This window comes from Caballeronia sp. dw_19 (genome assembly GCF_018449515.1).
Classification (GTDB): domain Bacteria; phylum Pseudomonadota; class Gammaproteobacteria; order Burkholderiales; family Burkholderiaceae; genus Caballeronia.
In genome coordinates this window covers 47,048-68,020 of sequence record NZ_JAAVUQ010000011.1, presented here as the reverse complement: position 1 = coordinate 68,020, position 20,973 = coordinate 47,048, and the positions used below count along the sequence as shown (strand labels likewise).

General features: G+C 59.2%; 19 protein-coding genes. 10 read left to right on the top strand and 9 right to left on the bottom strand.

The window, feature by feature from the left end:
• The first annotated feature begins 298 nt into the window (after positions 1-298).
• The 4 genes from HB376_RS17105 to HB376_RS17090 all read left to right on the top strand — a co-directional run bounded on the left by HB376_RS17105 (position 299) and on the right by HB376_RS17090 (position 4,180).
• On the top strand, positions 299-880 hold the full coding sequence (locus HB376_RS17105; RefSeq protein WP_213764854.1) for a sigma-70 family RNA polymerase sigma factor: 582 nt from the start codon (positions 299-301) through the stop codon (positions 878-880).
• 12 nt (positions 881-892) lie between these two features.
• Complete coding sequence (locus HB376_RS17100; RefSeq protein WP_255631398.1) at positions 893-1,225, top strand: hypothetical protein; 333 nt, start codon at positions 893-895, stop codon at positions 1,223-1,225.
• The gene (locus HB376_RS17095; RefSeq protein ID WP_213764853.1) at positions 1,222-1,518 is read left to right on the top strand and encodes a ferredoxin family protein; all 297 of its coding nucleotides are present in this window, start codon (positions 1,222-1,224) and stop codon (positions 1,516-1,518) included. Before HB376_RS17100 ends, HB376_RS17095 begins: the two co-directional genes overlap by 4 nt.
• Positions 1,519-1,927: 409 nt before the next feature.
• On the top strand, positions 1,928-4,180 hold the full coding sequence (locus HB376_RS17090) for an NADP-dependent isocitrate dehydrogenase (RefSeq protein ID WP_213764852.1): 2,253 nt from the start codon (positions 1,928-1,930) through the stop codon (positions 4,178-4,180).
• A gap of 190 nt (positions 4,181-4,370) precedes the next feature.
• On the opposite strand, the gene HB376_RS17085 is transcribed toward HB376_RS17090, so the two are convergent.
• Positions 4,371-5,066, bottom strand: a complete 696-nt coding sequence (locus HB376_RS17085; RefSeq protein ID WP_213764851.1) for a mobilization protein — start codon at positions 5,064-5,066, stop codon at positions 4,371-4,373.
• 465 nt (positions 5,067-5,531) lie between these two features.
• On the opposite strand from HB376_RS17085, the gene HB376_RS17080 reads away from it, so the two are divergent.
• Positions 5,532-7,286: a GGDEF domain-containing protein gene (locus HB376_RS17080; protein WP_213764850.1), complete on the top strand. Its 1,755-nt coding sequence runs from the start codon at positions 5,532-5,534 to the stop codon at positions 7,284-7,286.
• Between the two features lie 65 nt (positions 7,287-7,351).
• Here HB376_RS17080 and HB376_RS17075 read toward each other — a convergent pair whose 3' ends face one another.
• On the bottom strand, positions 7,352-8,275 hold the full coding sequence (locus HB376_RS17075) for a LysR substrate-binding domain-containing protein (RefSeq protein WP_213764849.1): 924 nt from the start codon (positions 8,273-8,275) through the stop codon (positions 7,352-7,354).
• A gap of 118 nt (positions 8,276-8,393) precedes the next feature.
• Between HB376_RS17075 and HB376_RS17070 the strand changes: the two genes are divergently transcribed.
• A complete protein-coding gene (locus HB376_RS17070) occupies positions 8,394-9,047 on the top strand; it encodes a DsbA family protein (protein ID WP_213764848.1) in 654 nt (217 codons plus the stop codon).
• A 45-nt stretch (positions 9,048-9,092) separates the two neighbouring features.
• Entirely contained in the window at positions 9,093-10,307 is a 1,215-nt protein-coding gene (locus HB376_RS17065; protein WP_213764847.1) for an MFS transporter, read from the top strand.
• A gap of 274 nt (positions 10,308-10,581) precedes the next feature.
• Here HB376_RS17065 and HB376_RS17060 read toward each other — a convergent pair whose 3' ends face one another.
• From HB376_RS17060 to HB376_RS17045, 4 genes are all read right to left on the bottom strand, one after another.
• Complete coding sequence (locus HB376_RS17060; protein ID WP_213764846.1) at positions 10,582-11,127, bottom strand: glutathione peroxidase; 546 nt, start codon at positions 11,125-11,127, stop codon at positions 10,582-10,584.
• A gap of 116 nt (positions 11,128-11,243) precedes the next feature.
• Positions 11,244-11,534, bottom strand: coding sequence for a hypothetical protein (locus HB376_RS17055; RefSeq protein ID WP_213764845.1), 291 nt, complete (start codon positions 11,532-11,534; stop codon positions 11,244-11,246).
• Positions 11,535-11,898: 364 nt separating this feature from the next.
• Positions 11,899-12,237 carry a serine hydrolase domain-containing protein gene (locus HB376_RS17050; protein ID WP_255631397.1) on the bottom strand — a complete coding sequence of 113 codons (339 nt, stop codon included), beginning with the start codon at positions 12,235-12,237 and terminating at the stop codon, positions 11,899-11,901.
• Between the two features lie 330 nt (positions 12,238-12,567).
• On the bottom strand, positions 12,568-13,272 hold the full coding sequence (locus HB376_RS17045) for a WHG domain-containing protein (RefSeq protein ID WP_213764844.1): 705 nt from the start codon (positions 13,270-13,272) through the stop codon (positions 12,568-12,570).
• 97 nt (positions 13,273-13,369) lie between these two features.
• Here HB376_RS17045 and HB376_RS17040 point away from each other — a divergent pair, with 97 nt between their 5' ends.
• Positions 13,370-13,945 carry an NnrU family protein gene (locus tag HB376_RS17040; RefSeq protein WP_213764843.1) on the top strand — a complete coding sequence of 192 codons (576 nt, stop codon included), beginning with the start codon at positions 13,370-13,372 and terminating at the stop codon, positions 13,943-13,945.
• Positions 13,946-14,175: 230 nt separating this feature from the next.
• On the opposite strand, the gene HB376_RS17035 is transcribed toward HB376_RS17040, so the two are convergent.
• Together HB376_RS17035 and HB376_RS17030 are read right to left on the bottom strand one after the other, a co-directional pair.
• The gene (locus HB376_RS17035) at positions 14,176-15,480 is read right to left on the bottom strand and encodes an MFS transporter (RefSeq protein WP_213764842.1); all 1,305 of its coding nucleotides are present in this window, start codon (positions 15,478-15,480) and stop codon (positions 14,176-14,178) included.
• A 73-nt stretch (positions 15,481-15,553) separates the two neighbouring features.
• Positions 15,554-16,933, bottom strand: a complete 1,380-nt coding sequence (locus HB376_RS17030; protein ID WP_213764841.1) for an SAF domain-containing protein — start codon at positions 16,931-16,933, stop codon at positions 15,554-15,556.
• A gap of 162 nt (positions 16,934-17,095) precedes the next feature.
• Here HB376_RS17030 and HB376_RS17025 point away from each other — a divergent pair, with 162 nt between their 5' ends.
• Positions 17,096-17,992: a LysR family transcriptional regulator gene (locus tag HB376_RS17025; protein WP_213764840.1), complete on the top strand. Its 897-nt coding sequence runs from the start codon at positions 17,096-17,098 to the stop codon at positions 17,990-17,992.
• Positions 17,993-18,039: 47 nt separating this feature from the next.
• Here the strand turns inward: HB376_RS17025 and HB376_RS17020 are convergent, their stop codons facing one another.
• Positions 18,040-19,446, bottom strand: a complete 1,407-nt coding sequence (locus HB376_RS17020; protein ID WP_213764839.1) for a phosphatidylserine/phosphatidylglycerophosphate/cardiolipin synthase family protein — start codon at positions 19,444-19,446, stop codon at positions 18,040-18,042.
• Positions 19,447-19,921: 475 nt separating this feature from the next.
• On the opposite strand from HB376_RS17020, the gene HB376_RS17015 reads away from it, so the two are divergent.
• The gene (locus tag HB376_RS17015; RefSeq protein ID WP_255631396.1) at positions 19,922-20,839 is read left to right on the top strand and encodes a flagellar brake protein; all 918 of its coding nucleotides are present in this window, start codon (positions 19,922-19,924) and stop codon (positions 20,837-20,839) included.
• Positions 20,840-20,973: the final 134 nt, after the last annotated feature.

Sequence of the window (20,973 nt, the reverse complement as noted above, 5' to 3'; positions counted from 1 at the left end):
CGGCGATTCATCTCGCCTGCTGCCACCGTCCACATCGCCCTGTTCCGGCTTCGAGTAAATTCGGAAATACCAGCCGGTAAACCGGCACTCGCGCATACTTCTGCGGTCCTTCCCTGGCCCCCGCCAAACATCAGATCCACCGCCGCGGACAAAATCGTGGTCTCCTGTCGTTTCGCGTCACGGGCGCCCATGCCTATGCGTCCATCGACCCTCACGCCAGATTTTTTCGTGCCGGCCACAATATTCCCGATCGTGAAACGTCTTCACCTGTATGGAACAGCCGCCGCCCACGAACCCGATGATCGATAGAGACAGCGACATCACCGCGACTGTCTTGCGTGAGCGTACCAAGCTCGGAAACTTCATCCGGCGTCGCGTGCGTGATCCAGGCGATGCCGAAGACATCCTGCAAGACGTGCTTCACGAGTTCGTTCAGGCGTACCGGCTTCCCGAACCTATTGAACAAGTCAGCGCATGGCTGTTTCGCGTGGCGCGCAACCGCATCATCGACCGCTTTCGCAAGAAGAAAGAGCAGCCTCTGAGCGAGACAGCCGGGGCCAGCGCGGCCAGCGCAACCAACGACAACGCCGATGCCGTCGACGACGAATACCGGCTTGATCTGACGCTCCCCGCACACGATGCCGGACCGGAAGCCGCCTATGCCCGGTCGGTGCTCCTGGCGGCCCTGCAACACGCGCTCGACGAATTGCCGGAAAACCAGCGCGACGTTTTCATTGCCCACGAGATCGAGGGCCGCAGCTTCAAGGAACTGGCTTTGGAAACTGGCGTGGCTCTTAACACGCTGCTGGCGCGCAAGCGTTATGCGGTGCTGCATCTGCGCGCCCGCTTGCAAGCCGTCTACGACGAACTGGATATTTAAAGGAGAAGGCAGATGAGTTTCAGACTGAGATTCCTAAGCAAGGCATTGCTGGTGATCGTGGGCATTGCGGTGCTGGGATGGATGGTGATGACCCTATGGAACTGGGTTGTCCCGGCGCTGTTCGTCGGGGCTCGCGCAATCGATTTTGCCCATGCGCTGGGGCTGTTGATACTGAGCCGGATCCTGTTCGGCGGATTCCGGGGGCATGGCGGCTGGCGTGGACGTCAGCACTGGCGCAAGTGGGAACAGATGACACCGGAGGAGCGCGAGAAGTTTCAGAAGGGCATGCGCTGCGGGCGCCGCAAGCCGCAAGAGCCGCAAGAGCCGCAAGGGGATACGGTATGAGCAATACGCCGGCATCCGCATGCAAACAGGCGCCGGGCGTGATCGTGCCCGTTGTGAACTTCAACCGCTGCGAGGGCAAGGCCGAGTGCGCGGTCGTGTGTCCGGAGAACGTCTTCGACATCCGCCGGATCGATACCGCCGACTATCAGCGCCTCGCGCCATTGCAGAAGTTCAAGCTGCGTGTGCACGGCATGAAGGTCGCGTACACACCGAACGCCGATGCATGCCGGGCATGCGGCTTATGCGTGACCGCGTGTCCCGAACGGGCCATTACCTTGGCCCGGATAAGTTAAATGCGGTTAAAAGCGCCGCGCTGAAGCGGGCAAACCAATTGTCCTGATCGCGCCGGCGCCGGGCATTTTCCGGTCTTGCGGACCCGGCGCCATGCCAGGCCCCAAGCTTTTCGCTGATTTTTTTGCGCGTGCCGTCATTAGCGTTCCAAGGCGGCCGCAAACGGCGGCTCAAGCAATCGGCTTAGCAATTTAGTCTTTAAATTTAGGCGCTTAAGCGCGTCAGCGGGGTGACCCGGAACGCTCCACAACCCTTCGCGACAGCATTAAAAACCCTCAATTTGCGGGTTGCAATGCGAAACGCAGGGTCGGTTCAGCCCTCTTGAAAGCAAAATCAGGCAAAATTCGATGGTTAACCCCGGTCGTTGACGCAGCCGGCGGCGCCCCCAACCCATTTTTCTTGAGACTAGCGATGAGTACCGAGCAACCTACGATCATCTACACCCTCACCGACGAGGCCCCGCTGCTGGCGACGAGCGCCTTCCTTCCGATCATCCGCACGTTCACCGCGCCGGCCGGAATCCGTGTCACCACCAGCGACATCTCGGTCGCTGGCCGTATCCTGGGCGAATTCCCGGAATTCCTGACCGAAGAGCAACGAGTGCCGGACAACCTGGCCGAACTCGGCCGCCTGACGCTGCTGCCTGACACCAACATCATCAAGCTGCCCAACATCAGCGCATCCCAGCATCAGTTGATCAGCGCGATCAAGGAACTGCAAGGCAAGGGCTACAAGGTCCCGGATTTCCCTGAGGAACCGAAGACCGACGCCGAGAAGGCGATCCGCCTGCGTTATTCCAAGTGCCTGGGCAGCGCCGTGAACCCGGTGCTTCGCGAAGGCAACTCGGACCGCCGCGCGCCCGCGGCCGTCAAGAATTACGCCCGTAAGAACCCGCATAGCATGGGCGAGTGGAGCATGGCTTCGCGCACCCACGTGGCGCACATGAAGCATGGCGACTTCTATCATGGCGAAAAGTCCATGACTGTTGCGAAGGCTCGCGACGTGAAGATGGAACTGGTTACGCAAAGCGGCAAGACCATTGTGCTCAAGCCGAAGGTGTCGTTGCTGGACGGCGAGATCATCGACAGCATGTTCATGAGCAAGAAGGCGCTGTGCGACTTCTACGAAGAACAGATGGAAGACGCCCGCAAGACCGGCGTGATGTTCTCGCTGCACGTGAAGGCCACGATGATGAAGGTCTCGCACCCCATCGTCTTCGGTCATGCCGTGAAGATCTTCTACAAGGAAGCCTTTGAGAAACACGGCAAGCTGTTCGACGAGCTGGGCGTGAACGTCAACAACGGCCTCGTCAACCTGTACGACAAGCTGGAAAGCCTGCCGGCTTCCAAGCACGAAGAAATCATCCGCGACATGCATGCGTGCCATGAGCATCGTCCTGAACTGGCGATGGTGGATTCCGCCAAGGGCATCTCGAACCTGCATGCGCCCAACGACATCATCGTGGATGCATCGATGCCGGCCATGATCCGTATTGGCGGCAAGATGTGGGGCGCCGACGGTCGTCCGAAGGACACGAAAGCCGTGATTCCAGAGAGCACGTTTGCGCGGATCTATCAGGAAATCATCAACTTCTGCAAGACCAACGGCAACTTCGACCCGGTCACGATGGGCACGGTGCCCAACGTCGGGCTGATGGCTCAGCAGGCCGAGGAATACGGCTCGCACGACAAGACCTTCGAAATACCGGAAGCGGGCGAGGCGCGCATTGTCGACATCGCCACGGGTGAAGTGCTGCTGACGCAAAACGTGGAAGAAGGCGACATCTGGCGCATGTGCCAGGCCAAGGACGCGCCGATCCGCGACTGGGTGAAGCTGGCGGTCACGCGTGCCCGCAACTCCGGCATGCCGGCCATTTTCTGGCTGGACCCGTACCGTCCGCACGAAGCCGAAGTGATCAAGAAGGTCGAGACCTACTTGAAGGATCACGACACCAGCGGCCTGGACATCCAGATCATGTCGCAAGTGCGCGCGATGCGTTACACGCTGGAGCGCGTCATTCGCGGGCTGGACACGATCTCGGTCACGGGCAACATCCTGCGTGACTACCTGACCGACCTGTTCCCGATCATGGAACTAGGCACCAGCGCCAAGATGCTTTCCATTGTCCCGTTGATGGCGGGTGGCGGCATGTATGAAACCGGCGCAGGCGGTTCGGCGCCGAAGCACGTCAAGCAACTGGTGGAAGAAAACCATTTGCGCTGGGATTCGCTGGGTGAATTCCTGGCACTGGCGGTGTCGCTGGAAGACTTGGGCCTGAAGACCGGCAATGCGCAGGCCAAGGTCCTGGCCAAGACACTCGATGCCGCCACGGGGCAACTGCTGGAGAACAACAAGAACCCGTCGCCCAAGACTGGACAACTGGACAACCGCGGCAGCCAGTTCTATCTCGCGATGTACTGGGCGCAGGAACTGGCGGCGCAAACGGAAGATGCAGGCCTGGCGGCTCAGTTCGCGCCGTTGGCGAAGCAATTGACGGCGGACGAGAAGACCATCGTGGGTGAGTTGTCGGCGGTCCAGGGTCAAGCGGCGGACATTGGCGGCTACTACAAGCCTGACTTTGAAAAGCTGGAGTCGGTCATGCGTCCGAGCAAGACGCTCAACGCTGTACTGGCGGCAGCTCAGGCTGAAGCGTTGAAGGGCTGATTGGTGTATGGCCGTTGATCGCTTTCTTCCGGCATCGACCGGAAGAAAGCGTGAACGGTGTGGTTTCTTGCGGGTATCGGCGCGGATCGTTCAACAGGATTCTCCGCGCTGGTTTTTGTCCCATTTAGTTCGTATAACTATCTATTGTTTGGCGGCCGGGCTGCTTTCCGTTCCCGGCCGTTCTCCTCCACTACAACGCCAGACTGCCCATTTCCGCGTAAGCGCGATTCAACCACACCTTGACGCGCTGCCGCTCCAGCAAACCGAGCCCGGAAGCTGCTCGATCCGGATGATTAACGGCCGCCCAAAAACTAACGCCATGCTGATCGATTTTCTGCATGGTGGTATCGGGCAGGCGCCGCAGGCTGATCACACTGGCACCCAGCGCTTTGGCCCGGGCGAGTTCCCCTGACGCTTCGAGAATCTCGAACCGGTCCCCACGAACCTCATTCAGCACGATGACCAGCTTGATCCGTCCGCCGAACTGATCGAGCCACTGTCGCAGCAGGTCGACCGAATCGCGCCCGGCGTCCATCACGTGCCACCAGGTCAGCGTCAGGCCATGCTCTTGCGCGAGATCAATAACGTCCGCGTCGTCAAGCCATTTCCCGAGAGACTGCTGCGTCTGCGCGGCAAGATCGACCAGGATGCGCCGCTGAGGATCCTCAAGCGCATGTTCAATGATGGGGTCCAGGCTATCGTGACGATCAAGCACGGCCGGTGCAGCAAAATCCGCATAGAAGCGCAATAACGCGCCGTGCGATTTGTCTGTGTCGAAACCCGTGAACGGGATGTTCCGATCAACAAAATACTGGGCTAATACGCGGGCGACGAGCGATTTGCCGACGCCTCCTTTTTCGCCACCGATGAAGTGGATGTAGCTCATTTATGCGAATCCTTTGTCGAGGAGCGGGCTGGGTGAAAACAAGAATATCGAGTTTCGATGACGTAATAGCGACTTGGGTAACGGCGACTCAGGCTACACGGAAAAGAAATGCGTGACAGCAGCATGCGGTGCTCTCGCATGGAATTGTTAAATCAGACGGAAGCTGGACTTAGAGCGATCCGCATGAATGATACGACCGCACATGACCCATGCCCGCACCGCTAAATAAAGGGGCTAACGTGCCGTTAACCAAGAGAAAGCATCCACGATCAAATTTCCTCCGACAACAGCTCCGCGGTTCCCGATAGATAATTCACCGGTTTTTCCGAAAGAAAACAGTCTAATGATCGTGTTTTGTCCGAGTAGACGATTCCGGCGGGCTGCGGTATGTTGAATCACCGGCTGCAATAAGTCGCCCTGTTTTAAGAATGTGCCAGGCAAGCGACCTGCTGCGAATTAACAAAAATGCCCTCAACCCGGATCTTGCTTGCCAAGCGACTCAAGCTGACAACAGCCGCCCTGTGCGTGCTGGTCTTGAGCCTTGCGACGCCTTTGCTCCTGCATCAATTACGCGCCTATTCACTGGCGGAGAATGGGGCTCAATCGTTAGACCTCTTTCGCGCCGCGTTGCTCGCCATGGAAAGCGTATCGGCAGAACGCGGCCCCACTAACGGCGCGCTCGGCGCAGACGCGCGCAGTGCGCCGTCTCTGCGACTTCCCTTAATCAACGCGCGTGCCGAAAGCGACCACCGCCTGGCAGTGTTGCGCTCACTGATCACAAGTCAGGCGTGTCCCGGCTGCAAGATTGAACGCGCGTCCGTAGATATAGTGCAAACGCAGCTTGTCGCTGCCCGCAAGCAAGTCGACGGACTCATCGCTCAGCCCATCGACCAACGTGGCCATGATGCCGTCCTAAGCGCGGTCAACCAGATGGTCGCCGTCATTCCCAATTTCGGGCCGCTGGCTAATGCCAGCGCGGCGGGCATTGTGCGGGGCGACCCCAACGCACTGAATTGCATATTGATCGCCCGGTTGTCCGCTCAACTTCGTGAACAGGCGGGGCTTCTGGGGTCGACCTTCACTGCGGCGCTGACCGCTCACCGGCCCTTGAGTGAAACTGAATTATTCGCACAAGAACGGGCTAAAGGACGTATAGATGAATTGCGCGGCCTGATAGCGGCGCGCGTAGAACATACACCGATCAGCGCCGCTACCTATCAGCGCCTCACCAGCGTCTATTACGACACTGGCCTGAGCTACATTGCGCGCGTCCGCGCAATGGCAACGCGCCCGGAAGGAGTCAATCTCACGGCTGCCGAACTGGCCGCTGATTATGTGCCGACCATGCAGCCCATCGCGCAGTTTCGCGACTACGTGCTGGACCTGGCGGGAAACGAAGTCAAAGGACATCGTAATGATTCGCTGATGTTGCTGGTTGCGAGCACAACGGGCACCGCGGGCGTTCTCTACCTGTTGCTGATTGCGTCCGTGTACTTCAGGCGGCGGTTCGTCCAACCGTTCATTGAAGCTGCGGACATCATCATGGCGATCGCCGATGGAAAGCTCGAGACGCCCATCCCTCACGGTGAACACCCGTTTGAGATCCGCAACCTGTTTCACGCGATCCTGGTGTTGAAGGAAAACAGCATCGAAAAAATGCGGCTGGAGCACGAGCGCAATATCCTGCTGCGCGAACTCGAGACCGTTGCCGACACCGACTTCCTGACCCGCTTGCTCAACCGCCGCGCGTTCGAACGCAAGGCGACCGCAACGCTAAGCAAGCGCACGGGAACGCAAGCCAAGCAGGTCCTGATCACGTTCGACGCGGACCGCTTCAAGGAGATCAACGACACCCTGGGCCACGCCGCCGGTGATCTCGCGCTGCAGACGATTGGAAGACTATGCAGCGAGATATGGCATCAGCCGGACATCGTGGCACGCCTCGGCGGCGAGGAGTTCGCGGTGCTGACAAAGGTCGATGATGCCGGCGAAGCCATTGGCGCGGCCAACGAACTGCGGCGGCGTCTGGCGTCCACGGCGCTGGAACTGGATGGTGTCCGCTTTACAGTCACGTTGAGCTTCGGGATCTCGCTGGCTTCGCAAACCGAGCGTGAGACGCTCGACGCCCTTCTGCTACGCGCCGACAAGCTGCTTTACAGCGCCAAGCTGGGCGGCCGTAACTGTATTGTGTCGGACATCGAAAACTCGACAAGCCACTAGCATCGACTGCGAGGAGCGTGCAGCGGTCGCGGACGCCCATGCAGCGGGAGAGTGCCTGCTGCCGATCATTCCACCATGGTTGTTCGCACGCGTACAGCGAGGAACTGTACGAAGGTGCGCACCTTGCTCGAATGGCGGCGATTCGGCAGGTAAGCGGCGTAGACCACCGAATCGCCCGCATGCGGATTGACCTCGGTGTTTTCAAAGAGGCGCAGCAGGTGACCGGCACCGATCTCCCCTGCCACCAGCCACTCGGGCAGCAGTGCAATGCCCCTGCCCGCGAGGACAGCTTCGAACAGCACGTCAGGGTTATTGGCAATCAGGTTTCCCCGCACTTCGACCCGTTCTTCTTCGGCTCCGTGCCGAAACGTCCACACCTGCCTTGTAGCCCGATGGGGTCCGCCATACGAGAAGCGCAGGCATTCGTGGTTAGCCAGCGCCTGCGGTTCAGCAGGTATGCCGTGCCGCTCCAGGTACTCATGGCTCGCCACGACAAAACGCTTGTTGTCGGCCAGCTTCCTGACGACCAGGTTTTCATCGCGTGAGGGCAAGCCGATTCGAATCGCGACATCGATACGTTCTGCGGCCAGGTCTACATAGTGGTCAGCGACCACCACGTCGAGAACCACACGGGGATACTCACTCAGGAAAGTAGTAAGGTGCGGCGCCAGGCACAGGCGGCTATATGCCGTAGGCACGGAGATGCGCAGCGCGCCAACGGGCGCCGCGCCGCTGTCGAAGATGCTGTCGTCGGCTTCAGCGAGGTCGTCCAGCACCTTGCTGATTTGCTCGACGTACGCGGTGCCGGCGTCGGTAAGGCTGACGCGCCGCGTGGTGCGCGTAAGCAACGCTGTGCCCAGCGACGCTTCGAGCGCATCCATCAGGCGCGTCACCGACGAAGTGGCCACACCGAGGCGCTGGGCGGCCTTGGAAAAGCCGCCGGCCTCGGCCACTTCCAGCAAGGTAGTCAATGCAACCAGTTTGTCCACTTTGATGGCTCCGCTGTCTTGGCGTTGCGTGGCACGCAACGCGAGATTGCTCTGCGAACGTATTCTACTAACGAATCGCAATCGATATCCTGTGCGTAATCTTCCTCAGGAGCGCACCGTGCAAGCCATCGAGATCTCTGTCTACTACGACTTCATTTGTCCGTGGTGCTGGATCGGCCACCTGAATCTTGCATCCGGAATTCGCAGCGCCAACCTGCCGGTGCCCGTCTCAATCGAATATGTGCCGTTCGAACTGAACCCGGCGATGCCTCCCGACGGAATGGACCGGCGCGAATACCGGACGGCCAAGTTCGGCAGTTGGGTGCGCTCGCAAGGCATGGACGCGCAGGTCGCGGCGACGGGCCTGGCTGTCGGCGCGCAGTTCAACTATGACAAACTCAGTAGAACGCCGAACACACGCCTCGCCCATCAGTTGATGCAGTACGCGTTGAGTACCGGCGACGCACACAAGACCGAAGCGCTCTACCAGTCGATTTTCGTCGCGTACTTCTCGGAGGGACGCGATATTGGCCTGCCCGGCACGTTGGTCGAGATTGCAGCGAAAACCGGCTTCGATGCTAAGGCGGCAGAGGACTACCTGACGCAAGGTCGAGGTCTTGCAAAGGTTGGCGACGCGCAGCGGCTCACGCAACAGCACGGCATTCGTTCGGTGCCGACCGTGTTCATCGCGGGCGAAGCGATAAGCGGTGCGCAACCGCCAGCGGTATTCGCCGGCGCGCTGCGGGCGGCGCTCGAACGGAGCGCCGCATGAACATCGAACATCAGTACCAATTTCAGCCACTGAAGGATCCATCACATGACGCCTAACGCACCTGCTGCCGACCAGAACGGCGGCACAGTCAAGCTAACCCAGGGCATGATCGCGCTATTCGCGTTCTGCTGCGGCGCGATTGTCGCCAATCTCTACTATGCGCAACCGATCACCGAGCTCATCGCACCGGACATCCACTTGTCGGGCGGTGCGGCAAGCCTGATCGTCTCCCTCACGCAGATCGGCTACGCATTCGGACTGTTCTTCTTGGTGCCGCTCGGCGATCTGCTGGAGAACCGCAAGCTGATGATCACGACAGCCATTGTCTCGATCTTCAGTCTCGCGCTGGCAGCCGTCACGCGTCAGCCGAACGCGTTCCTGGCGGTCTCGTTGCTGGTCGGTTTCAGTTCGGTTGCGGTGCAGATCCTGATCCCGCTGGCCGCGCATCTTGCGCCCGACGAATCGCGTGGCCGCGTGGTCGGCAACATCATGAGCGGGCTTCTGCTCGGCATATTGTTGTCACGTCCGATCTCAAGCGTGGTGGCCGGTCATTTCGGCTGGCGCGCCGTATTCGGCTCGGCGGCGGTGTTGATGGCGATAGTGACGACGGTCCTGGCGTTGACAATCCCACGCCGCCAACCCTCGCATCAGGCAACCTATTTTCAGTTGATCCATTCACTTGGCGAACTGGTTGTGACGTTACCCATACTGCGTCATCGCGCGCTGTATCAAGGGCTGATGTTTGCCACGTTCAGCCTCTTCTGGACTGCGGTCCCGATCGAGCTGACACGTCATTACGGCCTGTCGCAGAATGCGATCGCCGTGTTCGCGCTGGTCGGCGCGATAGGCGCGACGTCCGCACCCGTGGCAGGACGGCTTGCCGACGCCGGGCACTCAGTCCGGGCTACGTTGATTGCCCTTGTGGTCGCCGCGCTCGCGTTCACGCCGTCGCTGATTCATCCTGCGTGGGGCGTGGGCGGACTGGTTGTGACCGGCGTTGTGCTGGACTTCGCCGTGCAGATGAACATGGTGCTCGGCCAGCGCGAGATCTATGCGTTGCATGCGGCCAGCCGGAACCGTCTGAATGCGCTTTATATGACCAGCATCTTCATTGGCGGCGCAATTGGATCAGCGCTTGCCAGCAGTTTGTATGACCATGGTGGATGGACGTTGACCGCGACGGTTGCGAGCGTTTTCCCGATCATCGCCCTGATCCATTACCTGACGGTCGGCAGGTCGGTTGCAGTGGCAACGGCTTGAACGGAGTTGAACGCTCCTCGCAATGGCGGGGGCGCTGGCGTGATAATGTAAGCACGCCACAAGCGATGCAGGACCGCGCGTTGTATGGCAATCAACTCGTGGACTGCGAGCTTGGCATGATGAAGCAAAGCTAAGCGCTATTCGCGCTTACAGATCCTGCTTGTTGCGTGTGCTCTCAATCCGTTCGAACGTCAGTCGCTGTGCGGTGAGATCGCCGGCCCTGCCGGCGATCTCACCGCACAGCCGCAATAGCGCGGCTGAACCGCCGCTTAGCTTAGTTCGACAATGCGGTTTGAATCGCCTCAAGCAGACGCGGATCATCTGCCGTGACATCCGGAGAGAAACGGCCCACTACATGGCCGTCCTTGCCAATCAAGAATTTCTCGAAGTTCCACAACACATCAGGCGCCGGGTTGGGCTCAATGCCGTAGCCTTTGAGCCGCTCGCGAAACGGGCCGTCGCCGGTCGTGTCCGGCTGCGTGCTGGTCAGCGTCTTGTACAGCGGATGCTGGTCGGCGCCGACCACTGATACTTTCGAAAACATCGGGAATTTCACGTCGTAGGTCAGGCTGCAAAATTCCTTGATCTCGGCGTCACTGCCTGGCTCCTGACCCTTGAAGTTGTTCGCCGGGAAGCCCAGTACTTCCAGGCCTTCGGCCTGCTTGTCCTCATAGAGTTTCTCCAGGGCTTCATATTGCGGCGTGAGCCCGCACTTGGAAGCTACGTTTACGATCAACAAGACCTTGCCCTTGAACGGCTCAAGCGTAAGCGCCGCGCCGTCGATGGATTTCACGGGAATATCGTAGATTGTCTGGCTCATGTTTTGACTCAGTGGAGAAAGGGAACAATCAGGGATCAGGCGCATCCGGGAATTTGGTTAAGCGCGATCTATCCTACTCCGGAACCGTCAGTGGCTGCAGAGGTCGCCCATTCTCTTCAATGCGCCGTGCCGTTGATGGCCAATCCCGCTGGACGCGCTTCAAAGCGGTATTGAAGATGCGTGGGGTATTGCGCGTCGACCTCGCGTACCAGACGATCGATTTCATGCTTGAGTTCATCGGCCCGCTCGACTCCCAGCAAGTACCCCGCCTTTACCAGACCTTCACCGAATTTCTCGATCATCAGTGCAGCCAGCGCCGGCGTTTCCGCGCCACGCATCACGTCCTGCGCGCGGTTTCCCGCGTAGCGTCGAATTTCTTCGATCAAAGCCTGAACATCGCCGGTCATAGCACTCCCGCTTTTTATAGTTTCGATCTTGCGAAAACCGTACTGTCTTCGGATCGCTTGGTATGGTTGTATTGTTGACCTTACGCGGTAATTGCCGTGTTGAAAGAACGCTTCCCACCGTATACGTTCTGTAAAAACGACGCCCGGCAAAACGATAACAGCCCGACGGCGATGAAAGCGTAATCGCCATCGGGAGATGCCGCAAGAAGCCCGAGTTGAGGAATGAAACCCGCTCTAATCGTAGATCGACCCGTCATCCTCCATGGCACCGATCATTTCGTTATCCTCCATACGCGTCAGAATCATCTCGGCGTGTGAATTCCAGTGTCTCAATGCAGTCACGCGGCCTCCATCCATCGCAAACTCAAACGTGGTTTTCGGACTTAGGCGGCTTCATGAACCGGATCCGCTCGAACAATTGCTTCGGCGACAGGTGCGCTTCGTACCAGATCATGTCGTGTCGCGGCAGGCCAGTCCGGTGACCCAGCATGTCGCGCAGAGTGACCGCTTCATCGAGTGATTTATCGTAGAAGCTCAAACTGGGGACGAAATCGCGGATCGGCCGGTCGAAGCTCAGCAGACCGCGATCGACCAGCAGGCCCGCCGCCACGGCGGTGAACAGCTTTGTGTTCGACGCAATCGGGAAGCCGGTAGCCGGTAGCCGGCGTAAATGGCAGCTTCTGAGCGTGATCGCGATACCCATATCCCTTGGCGAGCAGGACCTCTTCGTCCTTCAGAATACTTACGCCAATACCCGGAACGTTCCAGTCACGGACCAGCGTCTCCATGAAAGCATCAAAATCACTCAATTCTTTCAGCATCGTTGGTCCTTTAATGGCGAGTTAACTGTCAGAGAAGCGTATTGGGCCGTATTGGGTCGCGGCGTTTCTTGAAGAGTCGGGTAAGCACTGGCGCAATGAAGTTAAAGGGAATCGCGATGCGGGTCAACGAAGTACGATCGAATTTCCTGACACTGGATTTTCATTCCAATGCTAACGATAAATCGACCCGGAAGAAGTGCGGTCGGTTCCCTTTATCTTTCCTGGCACGCGAGAGGGTCGCTACTTCTAAGCTGGCCACCGCCCGCATTAAGAATGACATCGAGCAGCGCCATTGCGTCCATGCCTTCCGGCAAACTACGGACTATGCCGTCGAGACGCCCGTCGATCTGTAGCAAGGCGAACCCATGGACAAGTGCCCAGGCCGCGACTACCCGCGCGGCGCCGTCCGTGGGCAAGGGAGCCTCGGGCCCTTGTGACGCCCCGACCGTTGCGCGCAACACCGACAACGCGTCGCTCATCGCTTCGCGCAAACCCGGCCGTCCGAGGTCGAGCCGTTCGCTGCGAAACATCAGCATGAAGAGACCCGGAAACTGCGTCGCGAACTCAACGTAGGCGCGTCCCTGGGCGGCAAGCCGCGCCTCGGGAGTGGCGGCCGCGGCGGTCGCTTCCAGCAGGCGGCGCTCGAAGCGGCGAAACCCTACGGCGGCCAGCTCGCTGAGCAGTCCCGTCACGTTGTCGAAGTGGTTCTTGGGCGCGGCGTGAGAAGCGCCGGCGTCGCGGGCGGCGGCCCGCAGCGTGAGCCCGCCAATGCCCTCGCGAGCGAGGATGCGCTCGGCTGCCTCCAGCATTGCCTCACGCAATGCGCCATGGTGATACGGACGCCTGGCTGCGTCGGTTAATGCCCCTTTGGCTTGCTTGGCTTGTCTGGCTTGTTTGCTGATCTTCTTGATGGTCATCCGTTTTCACCGATGTTGACGGCGTCAATTTTAACTTGACGAATGCGGATACAGCATTTATTTTAAATGTTGTCATCGTCAACATTCAAGCGAACCTATGACACTCTTCGTTGCAGGTCTCCTGGTTTTCCTCGGTATTCACTCCGTCTCCATCGTCGCGCCACGCTGGCGAGACGCGCAAGCCAGGCGGATGGGCGAGAACGGGTGGAAAGGACTGTATTCGCTGGCGTCGATCGCGAGTTTCGTTGCGATGCTCTACGGTTACGGCATCGCGCGACAGATACCGGTCATGGTCTACATGCCGTCGATGGTGCTGCGGCACCTCGCGCTGCTACTCATGGTGCCGGTGTTTCCTCTGCTGATTGCAGCTTATCTGCCGGGCCGCATTAAACGCCTGTCGCGCAATCCGATGTTGCTCGCCGTGATCTTGTGGGCGGTGTCGCATTTACTCGCCAACGGTACGCTGAACGATCTGCTGCTGTTCGGCGGTTTCCTCGGCTGGGCGGTGGCAGACCTGATCTCGGTCAGCCGGCGCGCCCACGTCCGCCCGGTGCCGTCCGCGCCAGCTTCGGCGGTGAACGATGTGATCGTGGTCGTCGTGGGGTTGGGGCTGTACGCGTTCGTGCTGCTGTGGGCCCATGCACGTGTGATCGGCGTGTCGCCGCTCGGCTGAATGCGGCGGGGTTTCAACGTTCACTGCGCGTAACGCGTCGGCAATTGGCGTCACTCAGAGGACTCATGCTTCAGATGCACGATGGATTCGTAGCGGAGGGAAAGCCGCCACCCCGAAAGCCGCTAAGCCAATAAGCCAATAAGCCGCTATTAAGCTTGCGCGCGGTGGGTTCGCGTAGAAGTGAGGCATCCAACCTTGGCAACGGTAACTGACGGACTCCTGTGTATCGATCAACGATCCGCGAGTTTCCCCGAGATAGTTCGCACCAGCAATGCGCCCAGCACAAGGCACGCGGCCACAAAATACAAGCCCATACGATTGTCGTGCGTCGTCACGTTGAGCCATCCCACCGCATAAGGCGAGACAAAACCGGCGAGGTTGCCCACGCAGTTGATTCCAGCAATTCCGACAGCCACGGAAGTGCCGGCAAGGAACGACGATGGAATGCTCCAGAACAGCGATAGCGCCGACAATATGCCCGCAGCCGCCACGCTCAACCAGATCACCGCGAGCGTCGGGTGGTGACCCACGTAGCCACTCGCAGCGAATCCTATTGCGCCGATCACGGCCAGCACGGAAAAATGCATCCGGCGCGAGCGGAAGCGATCCGAGCTCATTCCAGTGAGCACGATCGCGGGAATGGCGACAAGGTATGGAATGGCCGATAACCAGCCTATCGTCGATACATCACTCAGGCCGGAGTCCTTGATGATCGACGGCAACCAGAAGCTGATGCCGTACAAGCCGATGATCTGGCAGAAGTAGACAGCGCAGAGTTTCCAGATGTGGCGATCGGAAAGAATGGCGCCAAGGTTGTGATGCGTCGTCTTCTCTGAGTCCTCCCGGTCGATCTCCCCTGTGACCAACGCTTTCTCATCGTCGGTCAACCACTTCGCCTGCGTGGGACGATCGACCATCAAGGCTAACACCGCAATGCCGCAAAGCAGAGCCGGAATCGCTTCGATCAGGAACAGCCACTGCCATCCCGCCATGACGGTTGAATGGCTGAAGTTGCTGAGTACCCAGCCCGACAACGGTCCGCCGACCACACCCGACAGCGGGATCGCGATGTAATACACGCCAAGCGCGAAGCCCCGTTTTCTCGCGGGAAACCAATAAGTCAGGTACAACATGATGCCCGGCGAGAAACCCGCTTCGGCCACGCCCAGAAAAAAACGGGCGGTGTAAAACTGCATCGGCGTTTTCACCAGCAGCGTGAGCGCGGAAATAATGGCCCACGTAATCATGATGCGCGCAATCCAGAGACGAGCGCCAACCCGATGCAGGATCAGGTTGCTGGGTACTTCGAAAATAAAATAGCCGATGAAGAAGATGCCCGCGCCCAAGCCATAGACGGCATCGCTCATGTGCAGCGCATTGAGCATCTGCAACTTGGCAAAACCGACGTTCACCCGGTCGAGATAACCGCACAAATAACACAGCACGATGAACGGCATGATGCGCCAGCCGATCTTGCGGTACACGTCGGTACGCGCCGCCGGCGCTACCAAAAGGGTTTCGCTGATATGGCTCATGTCTCCTCCGTCGTCCTTTGCCGGACGTTATCGAGTACGGCCGGGCGGACGCCAGACCATCGATCAGGAATGCCTAAGATGCGAGCTTTTCAACTGCCACCTCTACGCCCAACTCCTTGCGGAACAGCGCCTCCATCTCCAGACGCACGCGCACGGCTTCCTTGCTGGCGTCGAAAGCTACGTCGCTCCAGCGAACCGCTTGCCCTGCCGCAACCGGGCGCTGCAGCACCATGTTGTGTGCGAGGCCAATGGGCAACGCGCCCTGCAGCAGCGAGTCCACCGCGGGCATCAGCTTGCCGTAGACGGTGTGACCACCCTCGCCATCCAGCCGTTCGCCTGCTCGCAGGTCACGCTTCGCGGTGGCCGCAACGTCTCCGTGGAAGCCCGTGGTCGCCCCCGTTGCCTCACCGCGCACCGCAATGCTCGCAATCGATACCCCGAGTTCCAGACCAATCAGGTGATACGGCTTGTACATGGCGGCGAAACGCCCGCTCTTGTCAGTCTTGAGACCGTATTGCGCGAAACAGTCGCGAACGTAATCGGAGGGCGCTTCGAAAACGGCATAGACGCCCCAGCGCAAGTCCCGGAACACGGGACGGCCATCGCGTTCAAGCGACGACACCACTTCTACGCTGCCCCGATGCGGAAGGATTCCGCCCTCGGAGGCCGGGCGCAGCAACTCAGGCAGGTCGTCGACGCCACAGGCGGGAAACGCCAGGCCGTCAGGGGGCGGACGCAGATCACATGCGTTCGATACCGCCGCCATTTCCAGGGCCGACTTTGTGCCGTCGAGGAAGGAGTTGAACATCTGCGCGTTGAAGTCGCCGGAAGCAACCTGCTGTTCCGTGAAGCCGTAATAGCTCCAGACGGTGTCAGGGGTCGACTGATGATAGACCGGCAAATACTTAGTGCCCTTGCCCGCGCAGATGACGTCAAAGCCGATCGTGCGAGCCCAGTCCACCAGTTCCGCAATCAATGCCGGCTGATCGCCCGAGGCCATCGAATAGATGATGCCAGCCTCCGCCGCACGCCGTGCAAGTAGCGGACCGGCGAGCACATCGGCTTCAACGTTGACCATCACGATGTGTTTCTTGTGCTTGCAGCACAGCAGCGCGTGATGGATGCCCGCCGCTGGGCTGCCGGTTGCATCTATGACAATATCGACGTGATCGCTTGCGATCATTGCATCGGCGTCGTCGGTGATGAAAGTGGAGCCGCTGCGCAAAGCCTCTGCCCACGAACTCGCCGAATAGCGCGCTTCTTCCCAGCCGACACGTTGCATCGCGCTGCGTGCTCGTGCCGGCGAAAGATCGGCGATGCCGACCAGGTGAATGCCCGGCGTACGCGGTGCCTGCGACAGATACATCGAACCAAATTTGCCGGCACCGATCAGTCCTACTCTGACGGGACGCCCTGCTTGGGCGCGGGCTTCAAGCTTCGCGATAAGCGCCATGCTGTCTCCTTTATTCATACGGTTGAATCGCGGTTCGTCATGGTTCGTGATGCCGGGATCGAGCCGCGCGCCTTCATCGGGGAAGGACATGAGGTCAAAGATAGCAGCCCGCTTTTTGCAATAGAATGGGCAATTCCACAACTGCGCTGTGCAAAAATCCCCATGCGAAGATTTGATTGGGATTCCCTGCAAGCCTTCCTAGCGGTCGCTCGCGCGGGGCGTCTCACTGTCGCAGCGCAGCAAATGGGCGTAGACCATTCCACGCTAAGCCGGCGTGTTGCTTCACTTGAGGCAAGCATCGGCGTGCAGTTGTTCGAGCGGCGTTCAGTCGGCTTTCTGCTGACGCCCGAAGGAGAACGGCTGATGACCGATGCCGAGGCAATGGAGAGCCTGGCCCTGCGCATCAACGCGCGGTTGGGCGATCCGTCAGTTGGATTAACGGGAACGGTAAGAGTCGGCACACCCGAAGGATTCGGGACCTACTTTCTTGCGCCGAGGCTTGCAAAGCTCACGGCCATGCACCCGGACCTGGAGATAGAACTGGTTGCCAATCCGCGCATGTTCAGCCTGTCCAAACGCGAAGCCGATATTGCGGTAACCATGACGCGCCCAAGTCAGGGGCGAGTTTATGCACACCCGCTCAACGACTATTCCCTTGGGGTTTATGCAGCGCCTCATTATCTCGATACCCATGCGCCCATCGCCACGTTTCAGGATATCTTCAATCATCCGTGGATTGGCTACGTCGAAGATTTGATGTGGAGCGCGGAGCTCGATTACCTGTCGCAGATCTCCACGTCGCTCACGCCGTCCGTGCGTATTTCGAATGTGATCAGTCAGGCGGCGGCCGTTAGCGGCGGCGCGGGGATCGGTGTGTTGCCATGCTTTATCGCACGCATCGATCCCACCCTCGTGCGTATTCTCCCCGATGAAATCTCGCTCAGCCGCTCCTACTGGCTGGTCACGCATGCGGACTCGCACGATGTAGCGCGAGTCAAGCTCATAGCGGATTTCATTCGCGCCGAGTGCAGCGCATCCGGATTATTCTGGGTGGGATAACGTCGCTTGGACAAACCAGGTCCCGTGAAGCACAGCGCTTTCGTCATCTAACGCGCCTGAGATTCACCATACATCGCGGGATTCAGGCTGCATGCAAGACCTTGCCAGTCGACATCGCCGGCCTTCCATCGGGCGGCATTTTCATGGGCGATACGTTGGTAAAGCTGCATCGCCATCTGGTCGTCCAGATGCTCGGTATCCTGCCCCAGATGCTCAAGTAGAAGCTGACAGCGCAGCGCTCGCACCACGTCACGATCCCACACCGCTGCATTCATCTCGCTGTGCCCGAACAGGGAATTCGCATGCAGGTTGCACGAGCCAATCGTCGCCCACGCGTCATCGACCAGCATGATCTTCGCGTGAACGTAGACGTATTTCCGGCTACCGGATTGCGTTTGCCCCGCGATGCCCGTCACCGTGAAATGCTCGTATCTGCCAAGTGCTTCCAGCCGCTCGAAAAATGGCTTGCGCTCAGGACGTTGTCGCCACAAGGCCAGATATTCCTCCGGCTCGCCCGGCACGAGAAGGACGACATGCACGCCTCGTTTGAGCGCGTCCTCGAGCGCATACGCAATCTCCGGCACAGGCAACGCCTGATTTTCCAGATAGATTGAGCGGCAAGCCGTGTTGATCGCCAGCAAGTATTGATCCGTGATCGATCGCTCGCCGTCGACGATGTGATAGGCAGACCCTCCGGGCGTTGCATGAGGGTCGCGATAACAGCCCGCATGCACGTTGCGTTGAATCTGGACGACGCTGTTGCCTCGTGCATCGGATAGGTCCGTTGGGAAGGGCAAACGCTCGTCGCTGTCATGGCCCCAACCTCCCAATGCCACGTTCCGCTCGCTGGCCTCGTTCCATCGCTGGACGAAATTGTGATGCACGTCGGTAGCGGACGGGCCCGTGATCTCAGCATAGATATCGTGGCGTTGCCCCTCGCCCGTATGTCCCGGCTCGACCACTGCAAAAGTTGGATTGATCCCGCCGACAAAAGCTGTTTCCGATGACCGCCCTGCGTCGATCAACCAGCTTTTCTGATGATGACAATAGGCGAGAGGAGCACGGTCCCAGCGTGCGAGAAAACGCGAGCCGCGTGCGGCAAGCAGATCGAAGTCCGCCCTCGTGCCAGCGAACGCCTGCCCGTATCCGCTGCTCTCGGGGTTGGGCCGCCAGAACATCACACGGACGTCCAGACCTCGTTCGACCGCACGGTCCAGGACATCGAAAATCGAGCCGCGGCCATCCGGCATCTGGAAATCCGTGGCGATGAAAGTGACCGTGATCCAGACGCTGTGCTGCGCCTGCTCCACCGCTTCGCAAATCCGGCGAAAAGCGGGGCCGCTGTCAACCAAGGGACTGAAAAGATTCCCTCCCCGCCTCGGATAGGAACCATGCGTTATGAACGGAATGTGTTGCGCGGTTTCAATGGTTGCCGGCGCATTGTGCTGACCCATCAGGCGCTCTCAGATTAACAATGGATACATCAAGCTGAACGACAAAGTAACCCAGCGAAGTCGCCGCCATGAACAGGGCAAGTTTCCACCAACCCATCCTGTCGATCGCGCGGGCATTCGGGACCGCAGCAGGAGTTTCAATCATTTTTATACGCACGAGTAAATGGGGTGACGCAATCCCGCTGACCGGTCATTCGATGGAACGGATCATCAGTTGTCGCCGGGAAAGTCGGCCGACGCAAGAATGCGATGCTCCGAGGCACGTGGCCAATATATTATTAGTGGCTTATTAGGTCGAAGAATATATTAATATGTATGCGTCAGTGCCGGGTTGCATCGGTTTCCGCCACCAGGATCCAAGCGGCTGACCGCCCTGGTTTTGTGCGCCCCTCGATATCTGGATAGCCTCACCAGTAAGACGATTATCGCTGCTTCGACCCTCCCCACCCAGACCATGACCGACGAGGTTTCCGTTTTGCCATCACCTTCAGCGTCCAGCCGTCTCTCGCCCAACGAAGTTCCGGTGGGCGAACCGCTCGTGTGGTCTATCGTTGGTGTCGATGGCGCGCTCTTGTTCGAAGCCGGCACCACAGTAACGAACCTGGCCGCGCGAAGTTTCCTGTTCGAGAACTTCGAACCCTACAAGTTTGAAGAGGCAGGCGCAGATAACGCGAATGATTCGACGCAGACCGCAAACGCAAACGCAAACGCAGGGTCGCCCGGCGATGAGTCCTCCGGGCATCTCACACTCGACAATATCGGCCTGAAGATCGGTGCACGCCTGGGCTTGCGTGCGGCCCCGGGGTCCGCCATGTATTCGAGCCGTGTCATTGGTTTCTCCACGCCGGGAGCGCGCCGCGCCCGCGCGGTATTTATCACGCAACCCGTCATTTCAGGCCACCAGCCGCTGGACCTCGCACGTGGCGAGCAGGTCGAGCTTGTCGCGCTGACAACGCGGTCCGTGTTCCAATTCGCGTGCACTGTCGACGCCGTATGCCACGAACCGTTTCGCTACCTCGTGTTGTCGGAACCGGGAAATATTCGCCGCTTGCGTGCCCGCAAATTCGTGCGCATGACCACGCGAATGCCCGCGCATTTTTTCAACGCGAGCTGCGAGGAGCGCACCCCTCAACTCGGCCTGATTCGCGACATCAGCCCTTTCGGCATGTCGTTAGCCGTCGCTGAGCCGACTGCAAGTCTCGACGACCGGCTCCGCTTGTCGTTTCGTTTCCACACGGACGACACCGACGTCAACATCGACTGCGACGCAATAGTTCGGCATGTCCATGAGGTCGACGCACAGGGTATCAACGGCGCGTATGGCCTGGAGTTCGAGAAAATTGAACCGTCCCAGCGCATTGCGTTGAAGTCGCTCATGGCTGAACAAGTTTGATTCGGCATTGTTCAAGGACGTCCAAAAACCGGATGCCTGTCTAGCCACGGTGTTTTTCGTCGAGACACAATAGAAGCTTCCAGCGGCATCAAGGCATATTGCCCGATGAATGCTTCGCCTTCTGGAACCTTTTT

Excerpts from the sequence above, each read along its gene's own strand:
- HB376_RS17105 (WP_213764854.1), top strand. The coding sequence starts at position 299 with ATGATCGATAGAGACAGCGACATCACCGCGACTGTCTTGCGTGAGCGT.
- HB376_RS17100 (WP_255631398.1), top strand. The coding sequence starts at position 893 with ATGAGTTTCAGACTGAGATTCCTAAGCAAGGCATTGCTGGTGATCGTG.
- HB376_RS17095 (WP_213764853.1), top strand. The coding sequence starts at position 1,222 with ATGAGCAATACGCCGGCATCCGCATGCAAACAGGCGCCGGGCGTGATC.
- HB376_RS17090 (WP_213764852.1), top strand. The coding sequence starts at position 1,928 with ATGAGTACCGAGCAACCTACGATCATCTACACCCTCACCGACGAGGCC.
- HB376_RS17085 (WP_213764851.1), bottom strand. The coding sequence starts at position 5,066 with ATGAGCTACATCCACTTCATCGGTGGCGAAAAAGGAGGCGTCGGCAAA.
- HB376_RS17080 (WP_213764850.1), top strand. The coding sequence starts at position 5,532 with ATGCCCTCAACCCGGATCTTGCTTGCCAAGCGACTCAAGCTGACAACA.
- HB376_RS17065 (WP_213764847.1), top strand. The coding sequence starts at position 9,093 with ATGACGCCTAACGCACCTGCTGCCGACCAGAACGGCGGCACAGTCAAG.
- HB376_RS17060 (WP_213764846.1), bottom strand. The coding sequence starts at position 11,127 with ATGAGCCAGACAATCTACGATATTCCCGTGAAATCCATCGACGGCGCG.
- HB376_RS17055 (WP_213764845.1), bottom strand. The coding sequence starts at position 11,534 with ATGACCGGCGATGTTCAGGCTTTGATCGAAGAAATTCGACGCTACGCG.
- HB376_RS17050 (WP_255631397.1), bottom strand. The coding sequence starts at position 12,237 with ATGGGTATCGCGATCACGCTCAGAAGCTGCCATTTACGCCGGCTACCG.
- HB376_RS17045 (WP_213764844.1), bottom strand. The coding sequence starts at position 13,272 with ATGACCATCAAGAAGATCAGCAAACAAGCCAGACAAGCCAAGCAAGCC.
- HB376_RS17040 (WP_213764843.1), top strand. The coding sequence starts at position 13,370 with ATGACACTCTTCGTTGCAGGTCTCCTGGTTTTCCTCGGTATTCACTCC.
- HB376_RS17035 (WP_213764842.1), bottom strand. The coding sequence starts at position 15,480 with ATGAGCCATATCAGCGAAACCCTTTTGGTAGCGCCGGCGGCGCGTACC.
- HB376_RS17030 (WP_213764841.1), bottom strand. The coding sequence starts at position 16,933 with ATGGCGCTTATCGCGAAGCTTGAAGCCCGCGCCCAAGCAGGGCGTCCC.
- HB376_RS17025 (WP_213764840.1), top strand. The coding sequence starts at position 17,096 with ATGCGAAGATTTGATTGGGATTCCCTGCAAGCCTTCCTAGCGGTCGCT.
- HB376_RS17020 (WP_213764839.1), bottom strand. The coding sequence starts at position 19,446 with ATGGGTCAGCACAATGCGCCGGCAACCATTGAAACCGCGCAACACATT.